The organism is Streptomyces sp. NPDC093598 (assembly GCF_044764825.1).
GTDB lineage: Bacteria > Actinomycetota > Actinomycetes > Streptomycetales > Streptomycetaceae > Streptomyces.
Genome location: NZ_JBIWIV010000002.1, coordinates 83,582 through 99,966, shown reverse-complemented (window position 1 = coordinate 99,966; position 16,385 = coordinate 83,582). Strand labels below are relative to the sequence as shown.

The window sequence follows — 16,385 nt, the reverse complement described above, 5'->3', positions numbered from 1 at the left end:
GCCCTCAGCCGTGCACGTCCTGGCAGCGCTCGTCGTACGCGCCCGGGTGGCAGAAGATGCCGGCGACCGAGTCGCCGATGGTGAGGCCGACGGCGTCGTAGGGCTCGCGGGTGAGGGTGACCCGGGCGCCCGGGGTGTAGCCGCGGTCGGTGGTGTTGGCGGAGCGCACGGTGCCTCGGAGGGTGTCCCGGGGGCCTTCCTGCACGGTGCCGGTGACGAGTCCGCCCCAGGTGGAGGTGGTCACGTCGTCGCAGGGCGGGGCGTCGGTGGCGCAGTCGCGCATGATCCGGTAGCGGTAGGTGAATGCACCCTGCCGGGAGATCTTCAACGTCCCCTGGGCCCAGCTCCAGGTGCCGGTGACGGCCTGGAGTGCCCCGCCCTTCGTGGGGATCGGCTCCGCCGGCCGGCCGGGCGGGGTACCGAGCCACACCCGGGTGCGGGCGGGCGGGTGCCCGTCGGATTCCGGGTCGGTGCCGAAGGCGAGGAGCGTGCCGTCGTACTCGGCGGCGGCGTCCACCCGGACCGACTGCCGGAAGCCGTCCTCGCCGCCGGCCGCCCTGGTCCAGCGGCGCCCGTCCGCGGAGGACCACAGGGCGCCGGTGGTCCTGCTGGATGTCTCTGCCGACCCGAGGGCCAGATACCCGCCCGGTACGGCCACGACCCGGCCGACCCGGGCCCCGTCCGCCGGGCGGGCCGTGCCCGCGCGCACGGCGAGGGGCGCGGGAGGGTCCGGCCTGCGCTGCCAGGCGGCGCCGTCGGAGCTCCTCAGGGTGAGGGTGGCCGACGTGCCGAAGGGGTCGGCGCACCTGGCCCACACCGTGAACCCGTGCTCGTCGGCGAGAGCACCGACTTCGGGTTCCCGGTCCGGCCACTGGGGACAGGCGACGTCGTGCGGCGCGCCGAACGGGTCCGTGCCGGTCGAGGCCCAGACGCGCAGGCTGCGGCCTCTCTTCCGGTCGGTCCCCGGTTCGAACGGCCCGCCGTCGTGCCCCACCACGACGGCGCCCCGCGGTCCCAGGGCCGCGTCCAGTACGACGTCGGTCGCGCGTCCCTCCGGCAGGTTCTCGACTTTCCCCCACCGGCCCTTTCCGCGGTAACGCATGATCGTCGGGGTGGTTTCCCCGTCCTGGAAACGCGTACCGCCTGCGACGGCCTCACCGTCGTGCCCGGCCAGCACCGCCACCGACATCTGCCGGTTCGACGGCCGGGATTCCCGCCAGACGATTCCGTCGCCCGAGTGGTACATCTCCGCGCCACCGCTCTGTGTACGGGCCGCGAGGAGAAATCCGTCCCGGGCCGCCACGAGGGAGCGGGCGGACAAGCCGAAGAAGGCGGAGGGCAGTTCGGTGAGGGGAATCTGACGCCAGCGCGCGGCGGCCACATCGGGGCCGGGCCGGTCGCCGTCTCCCCCGCCCTGACAGGCCGCGAGCAGGAGCACGGCGCAGAGCAGGCACAGAAGGCGCCGGAGGCTCCGGGGCAGGGGCAGGGAGGCCACGGCTCTCCTTCGATCGCGTGCGGTCGCTCGTGCCGGGAAAGAATGACAGAGCCGGTCGGGTTCCGCGGCATCTCCGCACAAACGGCAGGGAGTTCACATTCGATCGCACGTGATCGCGAATCGATTCTCTTGTGTCTCGTGATTCAGATGGTGCGAATGTGACCGCATGTGACCGATCGAAAAGCCGACTGTCCTTCAATTCCAGGATTTCCGGTCTCTTTTGGCCCGTGTTGCTGCCAGGATGACGTCCCACTGATCGTGCACGTCATGAAAGGCAGTCGTGGCCGAAGAACGCCTGCTCCCCTCCGCGGTCCGCGAACTGCTGCACCGCCTGCCGCCCGGGACGGACGAATGGGAGCTGTTTCCCCGGCTCACCGGTGAACACCAGCCGCTGTGGGGTCTGCTCACCCACTGCGTCGCCGAGGACGACGAAGAGACCCTGCGGCTCGTCATGACCGGGCGTACGCCGCTGCACGACATCCTCGACGAGGCACCCGGCTGGACCCAGTTGCGCGAGGCCGCGGACGCGCCCTTCGTCGACGGCGAACCGGCGCCGGCCCGCGCGTTACGCGCCTGCGCCGCCCTCGGACTCGCCCTGACCGGGGACGCCGACGCCGCCGAAGGGCATCTGCGGACCGGGGTCTCCTGGCTGCTGAGCAGCGCCGCCGCCGCGCAGCCGGTGGGGCCGGAGGCCGGCGCGTGGAGCGCTCCGGCCGGCTCACGGCACGGCGAGCGGCTGGCCTCACTGCTCACCGCCGAGGGCGTACCCGCCGCGGCGCGCGCGCAGTTGGCCGTCGTCCTGCTCGCTCTCGACGGCGGGCTGCCCCACCCCCTGAGCGGGCCCCGGCTGACGGTGCTGGCCGACCGCGGCACCGTGGGCGCGCGCTTCCAGCTCCGGCTGGACCTGGTGCGCGGACTGCCCTCGGCGCTGCTGCCGGATCCGCGCACCATGTCGGCGTTCCTCGGCGACGAAGGGTTCCGGCGCTCACTCGACGACGCCTGGCAGACCGCGCGCCCCGCGAAGACGGACGGTGCCGTGCTCTGGTCGCTGCGGGACGGCGACGGCCCCGTCGACCACGTGAGCGACTCCTCCTTCGGCGCGGCCTTCGCCGTGCTCCTCACGGAGCTGGGCCGCACCCGGGGCAGCCGGCTCGGGCCGCTGCGATTGCGCAGGGCCAACCCCCGTACGTCCGTCGTCGGCGCGGTGTCCGCCGCGAACCCCCGCGTCATCGAGTCCGTGACCGGCTACGAGACCAAGCTCGGCGTGGTGGACGAGGGCGACCGGGTCGTGGTGCCGAAACGGGACGAGGAGCGGGCCCGCGGGATCAACGACCGGGCCGACATCGTCGGGGCGGTGACCGTGGAGGAGGCCGCCAAACAGGCCCGCCGGCTCGACACGCGCGCGACGTCACGGCTGGTAGCGGGCGTGCTGACGACCGGTCTGGTCGCCGCCCTCGCGGCGTGGGGCCTCACCGGCATCGCGAGCGAGAAGAACAACCGCCGGGCGGTCGCCGCCGGACTCGCCGCACAGGCCGTCCGCCTCAAGAGCAGCGAACCGCGCACGGCCGGGCTGCTGGCCCTGGCCGGGTACGAGATCGACCCCGGGAACAAGGAGGCCGAGGACGCCGTCCAGGAGGTCCTGGAGACCAACCGCAACACCGTGCGCAGTTGGGTGGCCGACCGGACCGTCGTCGACGTCCTCGCCGTCGACGACGCCGGCCACCGGGCGTACACGTCGGGCGGTGACGACGCGATCCGCGTGTGGGACACCCGGTCGGGGCGGAAGCTGGCCGAGGTGCGGGGGCGGGCGGCCGGACTCGTCCGCGGCGTCGAATCGGGCATCCTCGCCGCGCACGACGGCAGGGACCTGAGGCTCTTCGACTCGTCGGGCGACACGCCCGAGGCGCTGGGACAAGTGCGGGCACCGTCCTGCACCGGTCCCTACAGCGAGATCGTGGGCATGGGCTTCACGTCGAACGGCTCCTCGCTCACCACCGTCTGGGACGACGGCGCCCTGACCGTCGTCGACCCCGTCAGCCGCACGGTCACGAGCTGCGTGCGGCTCGGCGACATCGCGGGGAAGAAGATCCGCGCCCTGCTGCCGCAGGGGCGGATGTCGATCAGCGCGGACATCGTGCCCGCCTACGCCGGTCCCGGCGGTGGTGCCGACCAGGCCGTCCTGCTGCTCACCACGAACGACGTGGTCGCCGTGGACCTCCGGTCGAAGAAGGCCTCGCACCTCGTCCCGGCCGCACAGGTCCCCGGCACCGCCTCGCTGGTGCGGGCGTCCCAGGACATGGTGACCCTGGCCCTGGAGGGTGGGGTCCTGGCCTGGGACCGCGCCGCGCGCAGCAGGATCGCCTATCCGGTGGGCGGCCTGTCCACCCGGCCCAAGGGGATGGAGCAGGACGGAGACGACGTCGTGATCGCCGGGCAGAGCGGGACGGCGGTGATCCCCGTGCGGTCCGCCCTCGACAGGGCTCCCTCCGCGTTGTCCGTGCCGAGCGGCGGGCGGTCCGTCGCCGCCGTGCGGGCCGGTGACGGCACGGTGGTGACGGCCGGGGAGGGCCGCGTCACCGTGCTCGGCAACGCCCCGGTGCAGCGGGCCCTGCCCCCGGCGAAACCGTCCACGGGTGTGGCCTTCGGCCCCGGGAACACCCTGCTGCTCACCGACTTCATGACCAACAGCTCCTACGGCGCCTACACCATCGATCTCGATTCCGTACCGGAGTTGGTCAGCACCGCGGGAGCCTCGTACGAGCCGGTGGTCGAGTACCCCGCCTCGTCCGCGTACATCAACGCGCTCACCATGTCGGACCGGTTCGTGGCCTCCGCCGGCCAGACCCGGGGCCTCGGGGCGGTGACGGTGTGGAAGAAGGACGGCACCTACCTCCAGGAACTGCTGATGTCCCCCGAAGCGGACCGCGGGCGGAAGGCGGAGGAACGCATCGTCGCCACGGTCCGTTTCGTCCCCGAGGCCCACCTGCTGGTGGCGCGGCACGTCAGCGGGGACGTGGGCATCTGGTCGACCCGCGACTGGCAGCGCCTGGGCACGATCGATCTCGCCCCCGGCACCACGGCCATGGCGATCCACGGCAGGACCGGCGTGTTCGCCGAGGGCGAGGGCCGGGCCGCCCGGCTGGTCAGGGTGGACCTGGTCACCCGCAAGCGGCTGCACACGGTCGCCGCCCCCGACGTCGTACGGCTGTCGGTCTCGGCGGACGGGTCGCGGCTCGTCGCCCTCGCCCGGGCCGGCAACACCGTCAAGGTGCTGGACGCCAGGAAGCTGACGCCCGTGCGCAAGGCCCTGCGGCTGCCCCCGGGTGACCTCGCCGCGGACAGTGCGATCTCGCCGGACGGGCGGCTGGTGGCGACGGCGATGGGCGACCGCGTCCTCGTCCACAACCTCACGTCGGGGCAGCAGGCGATGCCGCCGCTGCGGGACATCAACGGCACCGACGTGGTGCAGGTGGAGTGGTCCGGTGACGGTGCCTATCTCGCCGGCGCCTCACTGCCCCCCGAGCGCGAACACAAGCAGCCGGGCTCCGTCAACATCTGGAAGATGACCGAGGGCTCGCTCGAGCAGCGGATGTGCGACTGGGCGGACGGCGGTCTGTCGCGCGACGAGTGGGAGAGGTACGTGGACGAGTCCGTGTCGTACATCGACCTGTGCAAGGACGTGGCCGAGTGAACAGCCGCGCCGCAGCGGTGAGATGGGCCGCGGCCCTGGTCGCGGGAGCGGCGCTGCTGGGGGCGGGCTGTGACGCGCCGGGCGGCGGGGGCGACGCGCCGGGCGCCGGCGACAAACCGAAAGCCGCCCACGGCTCCCCGGTCCTCGCCTTCGTCCGGCCGCTCGCGCGGGAGATCGTCCTGGCGGACGCGGCCGGCCGGACGTGGCGGGGCGCGCGGCTGAGCGCAGCCGCCGACGATGTCCGGTGGTCCCCCGACGGGTCCGCGCTGGCGTGGATCGACGACGAGAACGACAGCCCCGACGGGCGGAGACTGCACCGTCTCGACATCGCGACGGGCCGCGAGCGGACAACGCCCTGCGCCTGCCGGGGAGTCGGTTTCCTCGGCGACGACGCCGCCACCCTGACCACCGACGGTGACGCACTCATGCTCTTCGCCGCCGACGGGCAGGTCCGGCGCGCGCAGCTCAGCGTCCCGCAGCCGGACTACGCCAGGGTCGCCGCCGGAGGTCGTGACGCGGTGACGATCGCCGGCATGCTGCCCGAGGAGAAGGCGGGGCGCGGCCAGTACGAGCTGGTCGCCGCCGACCGTTCCGGGACGGTCCGGCCGTTTCTGCCGGCCGGTGCGCCCACGTCGTTCAACGAGGGTCTGCAGTCTCCGGACGGGCGGCGAATCGGCTGGTCCTCGTCCGACTCGAGCGGAGCCTGCTGGAACGTCGGCACCATGCGGTTCGCGGCGTACGGCGAGAAGGGACGCCAGGAGCCGGAGCGTCCCGCCGACGCGGCGATGGCCCGCGCCCTGCTGGAGGACCGTGTCTCCGTGACCGGCTTCGCCTGGGCCGGGGCGGGCGTCACCGCGACCTTCGGTCCGATCGTGGGCTGTCAGGCCGCGCCTCCCGGGCGTTTCGTGTCGTACCACCTGCGCGACGGCAAGTGGCGCTTCATCGGCTCGGGCATGATCGCGGTCGGCTACGGCGCCCAGAAGCGCATCGCACGGCTGCTGGTGCCCGAGCGGCCCCGGCCCCGGAAGGATGAGGAGTTCCACCTCCCGCTCCTCGGGGACCTGGAGTTCACCGACCGGCACGGTGTGCGCCATGTCCTCGGCAGCCGGGTGTCGGCGTTCGTGTTCACCCCGGCGGAGAGCGCGAAGGCGGCAGCACCCGCCACGGCAGCACAGCCCGGGCAGACCGGGGTGGCGAAGTCGACGGACCGTGGCGAACCGGTCCCGGCACACCTGCGGGCTCTGGCGCAGCGCATCAGGGACGCGGCCGGGGCCGATGACGTCGCACGCCTGCTGGACCTGTGCGACCACTGCGACGACGAGACCCGGGCGCCGCTGCGGACCGCCGAGGGCCGCCGCGCGGTGGTGCGGCTGCTGAGCAGCCACCCCGGCCTGACCGAGAACGGCGTCGTGTTCCCCGGGCTGGCGGCCCACCGCTGCGTCGACGAACCCGAGCGGGACATCACCTGTACCGCCGAACAGCTCCACGACATCGCTCTGCTGGACATCCCGGTGGCGGACGGCACCGGCACCTACGAGGGCCAGGTCTACGAAGCGGAGTCCGAGCAGCGGCTGCAGCTGCGGACAGGGGCGGGCGGCAAGGCCCTGTGGGTGGGGAGGTACGCACCGTGACCTGCACGGACGATGTCGAGGGCGCCGGTACGGCCGAGGCCGAGGCACCGGAGTGCCACTGCGGGCGGAACTGCCCGCCGTACTCCCCGTCCCCCGGGGCGGTGGAACTGCGCGCGCCGGACGGCGCGGTCATGGTGGGAGACCTGGTGGACGGCGAACGCGTGGCCGGCTTCGCCTACGTGTCACCCCGGGAAGGGGAGCCGTCCGGCGAGCACGACCGGCTCCTGACGGAGGAGGACCGCGGCCGCGCGGCGCCCCCGCAGCGCGCCGTCCCCGTGGTCAGGCCTACGGGCCCCGGCGACGAGCGACTCCCCCACGACAGACTGCCGGAGCGGGTCGTCGTGCCCGCCGCCCGGAGGTCACCGTGTCTCCCGGCGGCCGTGAACGACCTCCTGGCCGACGGGTCCTGGGGCCGGCTGCTCCGCCCCATCGCCCGCACGGTACGGGCGGCCGGGCACGAGCTCTGGCTGTGCGGCGGAGCACCCCGGGAACTCCTGTCCGGCCACGGCCGCGAGGCCGTCCGGGACCTGGACCTGACCGGGACCGCACCGGCGGGCCGCTTCGCGGAGCTGGCACGCCGCACGCTTCAGGAGGAGGGCGAGACCTACGAACTGAGGACGCCGGTCAGCCCCGACAGTCTCGTCTGCACCGTGCTCGGCTCCGACCAGTCCAGCGAGCTGATCGAGTACCGGGGCCTCGGACTGGGCGGCTTCGGCTTCCCGGCCACCGGCACCGACCTCGCCGCCGACAGCGGGCAACGGGACTTCACGGTGAACACCCTGCTCTACGACGTCCAGCGCCACCTCGTCCTCGACCCGGGCGAGCGCGGCCTGGCGCATCTGTCGGTGCCGGGGCGCGCCCTGGTGCCCGTCGACCGGTCGGCCGACCCCGTGATCCGGGCCGCTCTGGCGCTGCGGGCGGTGAAGTTCCTGGTGCGCTGGGAGGCCGACGGCCCGGTGGACACACACGAACTGCGCGCCTGGACCGCCGAGTTTCCCGACGACCTTGCCGGCCACGTCCGCGAGCGCGGTGACCAGGCCTGGGCTCATGTGGAGGCCCTGCACCACGAGTGCCTCGGCGGCGTCCCCGCGGACCGGCAGACGGCCGTGGCGAGCACGCTGGGGCCGGGCGTGGAATCTCTGCTGAAGACGCTGCTGGGGAGCCCCGCATGAACGGCGAACCCCGGCACGGCGACACCGCGCGCGCTGCGCACCGCCCCCTCGCCCGCTGGGTCGCACGCGTTGCCGGTGCCGGCTCCGAGCCCGGGGCACAGCGCATCACCGGCCCCGTGAACGACGGAGCCGAACGGACCGACGCACGGACGCTCCCCGTGTTCCAGGACCCGGCCTGGCGGAGAACGCGTGTCGCCGCCCGCCGGGACGACGGCCCCGTCGTCCCCGCCCTGGCTCTCCATCACCCCGAACGCGGCATCCATTACGTCGAGTTGGACGACTACGGCAGACCTGTGCGGGTGAGCAGGGAAGGCACGGACCTGGTCGCACGGATCGAGCAACGGTGGGACGCCCCGCCCGCGGATCAGGACGTCGTGCGTGTCCTCGCCGGGGAGAGCCTCGACCTCAGGCATGCCGTGCTGCACCGGCTCGCCGTCGAGACCGACCCGCCCCCGGTCCTCTTCCACGCGCTGCCCTGGGCCGAACTGGACACCGTCGCCGGCAACGTCCTGACCCTGCTCGGCGGGGCCCCGTCCGCCGAGCGGCCCCGGCACGAACTCCGCCACTGGTTCACCCCCGCGGCGACCCGCCTGGCCGGGCCCCTGGCGGTCCTGGAACGCGGGATGCGGGAAGGACGGGACCCGGCCGCCCTGCGCCATGAGGCCGCCTCCCTGCTGACCGGTCTGCTGGCCGCCCCGCCCGAGAGGATCCCCGGCCCCACCGCCCGGCGGCTCGCGCGGCTGGCCGAACAGCTGAGCACCCGGGACCCCCTGCTCCGGCACACGGCCCGGGTGGTCGCCTCCCGGCTGGACACCGACGCACCGACCGGACGCTCACCGTCCCTCTCCCTCCGGCTGGACCCCGTGCTGCCCGCGGCGGCCCGCACGACCGGCAGCACCTACCGGAAGGCCGTCCGCGACGAGCTGTTCGAGGTGCGGGTGGAGCACACCCCCGGAGGCCGGGTGCAGGTGAAGCTGACGCTCCCGAAGCCCTCCGCCGCGGCCGGGGGCGCCTGGAGCGCGGCTTCGGACGACCTCGTGGCACCCCTCTTCGTCCGCCCAGCGGACGCGCGACCGAGCCGGTTCTGGATCGCCCTGCGCCGAAGGGAGGGGGCTCTGCGGGGCGTCCTCGACCTGTTCGCCCCGGCGGACCGTTTCGACCTGGTCGCGGACGAGCCCGCCGTGCCGTTCGCGGCCCTGCGCACCGTCCCCGCGGCCGAGCTGGTGCCCTCGCTGCACTCGTCCTCCACCGCCACCCAGCGCCTGTGGGAGGCGGCGGCGACGGCCCTTCCGCCCGACCACCCCGTATCCGTGGCCCTGCGGCTCTACCGGGTGGACGGCATCCGCTGACCCGGACGACGACGAGGAGGCGCACCGTGGCCGACAGCCCACAAGCCGATCCCGGGCCCCGGCGGGCGGCGATCGCCGATGAACTCCGCAGGCTCGAGGAAAGCGCGATGTACAGCGCCCAGATGCAGTTCGAGACCGCGAAACACTGGCGGAGCGTGCACCTCATGATGGGCATTCCCACCAGCCTGCTGGCCGCGGTGGCCGGTACGACCGCCCTGGTGGAGTCGACGGGACGCATCGCCGCCGGCATCCTCGCGCTCGTCTCCGCCGGGCTCGGCGCGATCATGACCACGGTGAACGCGCCCCAGCGCATGACGCACGCGACGACGTGCGCGAACGCCTACCTGGAGGTGCAGACGGCGGCCCGGCAGACCCGGACCGTGGACCTCCCGGGGCTGCCGGTCCACGAGGCCCGGGCCGTGCTCGCGGAGTTGACCGCCCGGCGCGACGAGCAGAACCGGGCCGCGGACCCGCCGAGCCGCCGCGCGTACCGGCGCGCCCAGGCCAATATCGAGCACGGCGGCCAGACCTACGCGGTGGACCGCGCCGGCACGGCGCCGGAGCCCCTCGCCACTACACCCACCACCCCCAACCCCCACCCGCTCTCCCCGGGCTCCTGAGCCTCCTGCGGCGGCAGCAGCGGGGATGTCCAGGGCGCACACCGTCCCCGCTGTGGCGTCGGTCGCCGGCTCGCTGACACACAGCAGCACCGTCAGTGCCGGCGCAGTGCGCCCGAGCGGCGGAGGCGCCGTACGGCTGAACGCAGTTCCGTGCTGCGGAGGGGTGAAGCGTCGGCCGGGACCGGCACGGGCGGGGGTTCCGGAGGCCTGAGGGCGTCGGCCTGCCAGAGGGCGAGTTCACGGTCCCGGGGGCCGTAGGCCGTGTAGGCCACGGTGTCCTCGGCGCCGGGTGCGCGGTCTCCGAACACCCGCACCGGGTGGTCGTCGTTCCACCGCTCCCAGCCGGGGTCGCCGTCCGTCGCGAACCGCACCCAGGCCGCGTGCATCGCGTCCGCCAGCTCCTGCGGGGCGCCCTCCCCCGCCAGTTTCCGGGACTCCGCGACCTCTCCGGTGTCGAAGACGAAGCCCAGCTCCAGCGCGTGGCAGGCGCCGAGGTCGGGCAGGTTCGAGGGCCAGGCGAACTCGTAGACGTACGACGGTTGTGTACGGGCGTCGGCCAGGTGGTGCAGGGGGATGCGGAGAAGGTGGTCGGTGACGAGCTGGCCGACGGTTTCCGCCGTGCCGGCCTCCGGGTGCAGGGTGCGGTAGCCGCGCGGCACCTCGCTGCCGCAGTGGCAGCGGGCCATGGCGCCCGCGAAGGCGACGGCTCCGAGGCGGTCGACGCGCTCCAGGAGGCCGCCCGGCACCAGCCACAGCCGGTACTCGTCGCGGGTCCAGCCCAGCAGCAGCTCGACGCCCGGGGCGGCGCCGCCGTCCGTGAGGGCCTCCAGGGGGTGGCGCGGGACGACGTCGCCGTCGATGACGAGGCCGAAGGCGGGTCCGCCGACCACCGGGCTGCTCAGTCTTCCCACTTCGGCCTGGGTGCGCAGCAGCAGGTCGCGGTCGACGGCGGCGAAGGCCTCGGCGGTGGCGGGTATCTTCAGCCGGGAAGCCATCCGGCGCACCATCCGTCGTACCTTGGCCCGCTCGGACGCCTCGGGCGGCCCGCTCTGCAGGACGGCCCGGCGGACCAGCCCCTGGGTCTGCGGGGCGGCGATGAGGGCGCCGATGCTGATGGCGCCGGCGGACTGGCCGGCGAGGGTGATGCGTCCGGGGTCGCCGCCGAAGGCCTCGATGGCCTCGTGCACCCAGGTCAGTGCGGCGATCTGGTCGCGCAGACCGGGGTTCGGGGGCGTGTCGGGGAACAGTCCGTAGCCCTCGACGCCCAACCGGTAGTTGATGGACACACAGACCACGCCGTCGCGGGCGAAGGAATGGCCGTCGTAGACGGGCACGGCGGAGGAACCCCTGGTCAGGGCGCCGCCGTGCAGCCAGACCAGGACGGGAAGGCGTGCTCCGGGGTCGGGCTGCGGAGTCCAGACGTTGAGATTGAGGCAGTCGTCGCCGGGCACGACCGGGTCGGACAGGTAGTGGGCGAAGGCGTCGGAGTACGGCGGTTTCGGCGCGGTGGGGCCGAAGTCGCCGGCGTCGCGGACACCGTCCCAGGGCGGCAGCGGCACGGGCGGGCGGAAGCGGCGGGGGCCGAAGGGAGGGGCGGCGTACGGGATGCCGCGGAAGACCGCGACACCACGCTCGTACCGGCCCCGCAGGGCACCGTAGGGCGTGCTCACCACGGGGTCTGTCCGGTCTGCCGTCATACGTCCACCAGCCTCCTCACCGCGCTCGTGCACCGTGCAGATCAGAGCAACTCATTGTGGCCCGGTATTCCGGTGCACGAGCGGGTGTGAGGGCTGTTCGGGTTACTTCGCGTACATCAGCGTGCCGAAGCCGAGCTGGTCGAATCCGCCGCTGGTGGTGCCGTAGTCACCCCCTCCGCCCTCGGGGGCGACGGAGGAGCACATCCGGGAGATGTACGTGTCGTCGAGGAGCAGCCGCCGCCCGTAGTGGTAGTGGAGCATCGCCCACACCGGGCGCACCTGGCCGCGGGAGGTGGCGCCGAGCACGGTCTGCGACTGCTGGGCGCAGTTCTGGCCGGTGCCCCAGGTGTAGGTGGTGAAGGGAACGCTCATGTTCAGGTTGTACTTGGCGACGTACTGGGCTGCCTTCATGAAGCGGCGTCCGTCGTACGAGTAGAGGTCGTCGCCCTGGTTCCAGGCCATCTCGCACAGCGCGCCCATCTGGCCCATGCCCATGACGGTGTGGCCCTGGTCGCGGCCGGACTCCTGCCACTGGCCGAGGTCGTAGCCCTCGACGTTGCTGTACAGGAACGGGACGGCGTGCTGGATGGAACCGTTTCCCGCGCCGGACGTGAAGTAGGTGACGGCCTGGTCGTACTTCGCGGCGTCGTCGGTGAGGATCCCGATGGCCATGACCGAGGCCATGTTGCACAGGTCCCAGTTGGCCCAGTAGTTGGTGACGCAGGCGTCGTTGTGGCCGGTGAGGAACTGGTTGTTGAGCGGATAGAAGACTCTGACCATCATGTCCTGGGCGGCGGCGAGGTCGAACCCGGTGTAGTCGCGCATGAGTTCGCAGGCGTTGGCGAACTGCCAGCCGTAGATGCCCGCGGCGAGGAAGCGGTCGGCGTTGCCGGTGACCGTGGTGAGGGTGCGGGACCAGGCGTTGAGGATGTTCGCGGCGCACCGGGCGTTGGCCTCGGTGCCGCCGACCCGCCAGCGCAGCGCGTTCTGGTAGGCGGCCGCGATGTCGTTGTAGAGCTGCGGGTAGTTCTCCCCGGTGCCGCCGCGGATGATCGTGGCCGTCGCTCGGGGTGTCCAGGTGGACTGGGAGTGGGAGTTGGCGGTCAGCTTGTTCCAGCCGGACAGCCAGGGGTCGTCGCCCGCGGCGACCCTGACCTTGGCGCGGTTGATGTCGCCGGCGTTGTGGAGCATGCCGGGGTGGGTGAACGTGGCGGGGGCGGCACCGGCCGTGGTGGCCGTGGCGCCGAGGGCGAGGGCTGCGGTGAGGCCACCGGCGGTCTTGAGCAGACCGCGGCGGCTCACCCGGCCGCCCTCGTGGTGCGTGTGGGGGGAAGTGCGGCTCATGGGGGGGGCTCTCCCATCGGTGGAGGACTACATGGGGGTGATGCTCACCTCGTCGAACTCGGTGGTGCTGCGGGTCAGGGGGTCGCGGGAGCAGACCACGAGGCCCACGTGGTAGGGGGCGTCACCGAAGCCGGGGAGGTCTCCCTCGGCGAGGGGGGTCCAGGTGGCGCCGTCGTCGGTCGAGGCGGATGCGGTGAAGTGCGTCCCGGTGCGCTTCAGCCGCAGCAGGCAGGGGGCGGTGACCGCCGCGTTGCCCGTGAAGGTGGACTTTCCGGCGACGGTCGGGCGCAGCATCAGCTGGGCGCTCGTGCCGCCGGTGACGATCGTCCCGGCCGCCTGGTCGAACGGCGACAGGGACTTGGCCATGAGCAGGCCGACCCGGTCGCCGGTGGTTCCGGCGCGGGAGACCAGGCGGGCGGTGACCTCGCAGTCGCCGCTGACGGGCCGTCGTACGAACTGGCCCGTCATGCCCTGGTTGTTGACGGAGAGGTCGGTCCCGGCGCCCCGCACCACGAAGGTCCCGTCCTCGTGGGCGGTGCTGCCGGGGGCCCGGACGGCGACCACGCCGAGGGTGCCGTAGGCGCGGTCGTCGAGGACGACGTCGCCCAGGTCGCCGTGGGTCCAGGGCGCGGGTGGCGGGGTGCCGACCGTGAGGGTGAGCGTGCCGGAGGCGTCTCCGGCGGCGTTGCCCGCGGTGGTGGTGACGGTGAACTCGCCGGTCCGGGTGGGGGTTCCGGAGATCAGGCCGGTGCGCCGGTCGAGTCGCAGGCCGTCGGGGAGCCCCTGCGCGGTGAAGCGGGTGGGCTCGTGCGTGGCTCGCAGGAGGTGCTTGAAGGGGGCGCCCTTGTTCGTGAACGCCACGGCGGACGAGGTGAGTCGCGGCGGGGCGGGCGTCGGCATGACCGCCTTCGCCGGAGCCGACAGCGGGCCGTGTCCGGCGCGGTTCGTCTTCGCCACGGCGTAGTGGTACGTCGTGCCCGGCCTGCCGGTCGCGTCGGCGTAGCGGATGCGGGTGCCGAAACCGACGGCGCCGATGCCGGTCGCTAGGGTCTCGAAGGGGCCCTCGGCGGAGGTGGAGCGCAGCACCCTGTAGCGGGCCGAGAGGTCCGGATCGGTCCAGGTCAGCTCGACGGCGTCGGCGCCCTGGGTGGCCCGCAGGTCTCCCGCGGTCCGGTCCGGGCGTGGCACGGACCAGACCTCACCGCCCGTACGGGAGGTGACGCTGACGTTGTCGAAGGCGCCGGTGCCGGTCTCCGCGTGGTCCTCGTCGAGGCCGAGGCAGGAGGTGAGGGTGAGACCGACGTAGGCCGTTCGGCCCAACTCGACCTCGCTGGACCCGACTTCGGTCCAGTGGGTGCCGTCCGGCGAGATGGCACCGGTGCAGCGGTCGCCCCGGCGGGTCACCCGGACCCAGTAGGGCATGCGCAGCCGGTAGCCGTCGCCCGCGCCCTCGACGTACGGGGCCTCGAGCGGGGTCGCCGACTCGGGAAGGTCACCGAGGGAGGAGATCGGGAAGGCGGCGCCGGTGGTGATCGCCTGCTGCTGCGAGGGCGGCACGGGCGTGCTGCCGGTGCCTCTGATCGCGCCCTGGGCCTTCACCCGCACGCTCCACACACCGCTCCAGGTGTGCAGCGGCAGGCCCTGGATCAGCATGGCCGCGTGGGCGGCGTCCGCGTCCAGGCCGGCCCGTACGGTGACGCCGATCTTGGAGTACTGGGAGCTGAGCGGCCATACGATCCGGGCCGTGACGGTGCCGTCGCCGCGCAGCGGCAGGTAGGCCAGCCGGTGGGTGTCGGCGGTGCCCGACGCCTCCAGCACGAACCGTTCCCCGTCGAACAGGGCCGAGCCGGGGATCCCGACGGCCCCGACGTCCCGGGTGGACCAGGGGGCGGGGAGCCCGGGCACCGCGGCCGCCCATGCGGAACTCGCGCTGCGCCCCTGGGAATTGACCGCGACGACCGTGTAGTAGGAGGTGCGTCCGGGGCGGGCTCGGCGGTCGGTGTACGCGGGCTCGACGACCCCGCTCCCGACCTCCTCGTACGGCCCGTCGGCACGGGAGGCCCGCAGGACGGTGTACGACTCGGCCCATACTGACGGCAGCCAGGCCAGTGTGACGGACCTGTCGCCGCCGACCGCCGTGACACCGGCCGGGGCCGTGGGCACGGACGGCGGCGGGGCCTTCGTGCCGGCGAAGGTGAGGGTGCCCCAGCTGGGCAGGTCGTCGTTGCTGCCCTCGACGACGCGGGCACCTCCGGCGCCGCGGAAGACGGCCGCCTCGGTGTACGGGGTGTCGAACTCGCGGACGCCGGCGTAGTGCGCGTACGCCATCTCGTAGATCGGGGGCAGCGTGCCGCGCCCGATCGCCGAGACGGACGTCTTGACGTACTTGCCGGTGCGGTCCAGGTCGGGGACGAAGGGGACGTCGCCGCCGAGGTTGTAGCGGGCGGCGTACTCGACATTTTTCAGCAGCCGGTTTCCGTCGAAGGCGTACAGGTCGACGCCCTGGTTCCAGGCGACCTGCGCGGCGTCCGTGAGCAGGCCGACGGCGAGCTGCTCGTGCCCCTGGTCGCGCCCGGACTCCTGGCCCTGCCCGGCGTCCGTGACGATACGGTGCGGGACGCTGCCGTTGCCCGCCCCGGCGGCGGCGAACCTGAGCGCGTCCTCGAAGAGGGCGGGCTCCTCGCAGAACACGCCGATGGCCAGGATCGACTGGACGGACGTCAGGTCCCAGTTGCCGTTGGCGTAGAGCATGTAGCCGGAGATCGCGGGGTACCAGACGCGCAGGAACGACTCCTCGCAGCGCGCGATGTCCTCCTTCGCCCAGCCGTCGTAACCGGTGTGGCGGAGCAACTCGGCCGCGTTGACGAACTTGAACGCCTGGAGCCCGGCGCCCAGCGGCCCGTCCGCTCCGGTGACGGCGGTGAGGGATGCCGACCAGGCGTTGAGGATGTCCCGGGACTTGTCCGCGTAGGCGCGCTCGCCCGTGACGCACCACATCAGCGCGGTCTGGTAGGCGGCGGCCGAGTCGGCGACGGCCTGGTTCTGGAAGTTGGCGGGGCCGCGGCCCCAGGTGGTGATCCGGCCCGTGTTCTGGACGGCGTACGTCGCCTTCGAGCGCGCGTGGGCGGCGAGGGCGAGGTAACCGTCGTACACGGGGGATGCCTTGGCGGCGACCGCGGTCCTCATACGGGCCAGGTCGTCGGCGCTGTGCAGCAGGCCGGGATGCGTGAAGGCGCGCGGTGCGGCGCGGTCCTGGCCGGCGGCCCGGGCGGTGCCGGGGACCAGCAGTCCGCTCGCGCCCGATGCCAGCAGCAGGGCGGCGGCACCGCCGAGGAAGCCCCGGCGACTCGGTGCGGTGGGTCTCATGGGGCCGGTGCTCACGGGGC

Annotated in this window: 9 protein-coding genes; 5 read left to right on the top strand and 4 right to left on the bottom strand. The window is 73.4% G+C overall.

Annotated features, from left to right (window positions below; genetic code table 11):
* Positions 1 to 4: 4 nt before the first annotated feature.
* Positions 5 to 1,495 carry a hypothetical protein gene (locus ACIRDU_RS06480; protein WP_403575404.1) on the bottom strand — a complete coding sequence of 497 codons (1,491 nt, stop codon included), beginning with the start codon at positions 1,493 to 1,495 and terminating at the stop codon, positions 5 to 7.
* Between the two features lie 280 nt (positions 1,496 to 1,775).
* On the opposite strand from ACIRDU_RS06480, the gene ACIRDU_RS06475 reads away from it, so the two are divergent.
* The 5 genes from ACIRDU_RS06475 to ACIRDU_RS06455 are packed head-to-tail and all read left to right on the top strand — an operon-like array spanning position 1,776 to position 9,958.
* The gene (locus ACIRDU_RS06475) at positions 1,776 to 5,186 is read left to right on the top strand and encodes a hypothetical protein (RefSeq protein ID WP_403575401.1); all 3,411 of its coding nucleotides are present in this window, start codon (positions 1,776 to 1,778) and stop codon (positions 5,184 to 5,186) included.
* A complete protein-coding gene (locus ACIRDU_RS06470; RefSeq protein ID WP_403575398.1) occupies positions 5,183 to 6,817 on the top strand; it encodes a hypothetical protein in 1,635 nt (544 codons plus the stop codon). The genes ACIRDU_RS06475 and ACIRDU_RS06470 overlap by 4 nt, the downstream gene beginning before the upstream one ends.
* Positions 6,814 to 7,989, top strand: coding sequence for a hypothetical protein (locus ACIRDU_RS06465; protein WP_403575395.1), 1,176 nt, complete (start codon positions 6,814 to 6,816; stop codon positions 7,987 to 7,989). Before ACIRDU_RS06470 ends, ACIRDU_RS06465 begins: the two co-directional genes overlap by 4 nt.
* A complete protein-coding gene (locus ACIRDU_RS06460; RefSeq protein WP_403575392.1) occupies positions 7,986 to 9,338 on the top strand; it encodes a hypothetical protein in 1,353 nt (450 codons plus the stop codon). Before ACIRDU_RS06465 ends, ACIRDU_RS06460 begins: the two co-directional genes overlap by 4 nt.
* A 26-nt stretch (positions 9,339 to 9,364) precedes the next feature.
* On the top strand, positions 9,365 to 9,958 hold the full coding sequence (locus ACIRDU_RS06455; RefSeq protein ID WP_403575389.1) for an SLATT domain-containing protein: 594 nt from the start codon (positions 9,365 to 9,367) through the stop codon (positions 9,956 to 9,958).
* Between the two features lie 92 nt (positions 9,959 to 10,050).
* Here the strand turns inward: ACIRDU_RS06455 and ACIRDU_RS06450 are convergent, their stop codons facing one another.
* The 3 genes from ACIRDU_RS06450 to ACIRDU_RS06440 form a co-directional block, all read right to left on the bottom strand.
* Positions 10,051 to 11,655: a carboxylesterase/lipase family protein gene (locus ACIRDU_RS06450; RefSeq protein ID WP_403575386.1), complete on the bottom strand. Its 1,605-nt coding sequence runs from the start codon at positions 11,653 to 11,655 to the stop codon at positions 10,051 to 10,053.
* Between the two features lie 102 nt (positions 11,656 to 11,757).
* A complete protein-coding gene (locus ACIRDU_RS06445; protein WP_403575383.1) occupies positions 11,758 to 12,999 on the bottom strand; it encodes an alginate lyase family protein in 1,242 nt (413 codons plus the stop codon).
* A gap of 27 nt (positions 13,000 to 13,026) precedes the next feature.
* The gene (locus ACIRDU_RS06440) at positions 13,027 to 16,365 is read right to left on the bottom strand and encodes an alginate lyase family protein (RefSeq protein ID WP_403575380.1); all 3,339 of its coding nucleotides are present in this window, start codon (positions 16,363 to 16,365) and stop codon (positions 13,027 to 13,029) included.
* Positions 16,366 to 16,385 lie beyond the last annotated feature (20 nt).

Excerpts from the sequence above, each read along its gene's own strand:
- ACIRDU_RS06450 (WP_403575386.1), bottom strand. The coding sequence starts at position 11,655 with ATGACGGCAGACCGGACAGACCCCGTGGTGAGCACGCCCTACGGTGCC.
- ACIRDU_RS06440 (WP_403575380.1), bottom strand. The coding sequence starts at position 16,365 with ATGAGACCCACCGCACCGAGTCGCCGGGGCTTCCTCGGCGGTGCCGCC.
- ACIRDU_RS06445 (WP_403575383.1), bottom strand. The coding sequence starts at position 12,999 with ATGAGCCGCACTTCCCCCCACACGCACCACGAGGGCGGCCGGGTGAGC.
- ACIRDU_RS06460 (WP_403575392.1), top strand. The coding sequence starts at position 7,986 with ATGAACGGCGAACCCCGGCACGGCGACACCGCGCGCGCTGCGCACCGC.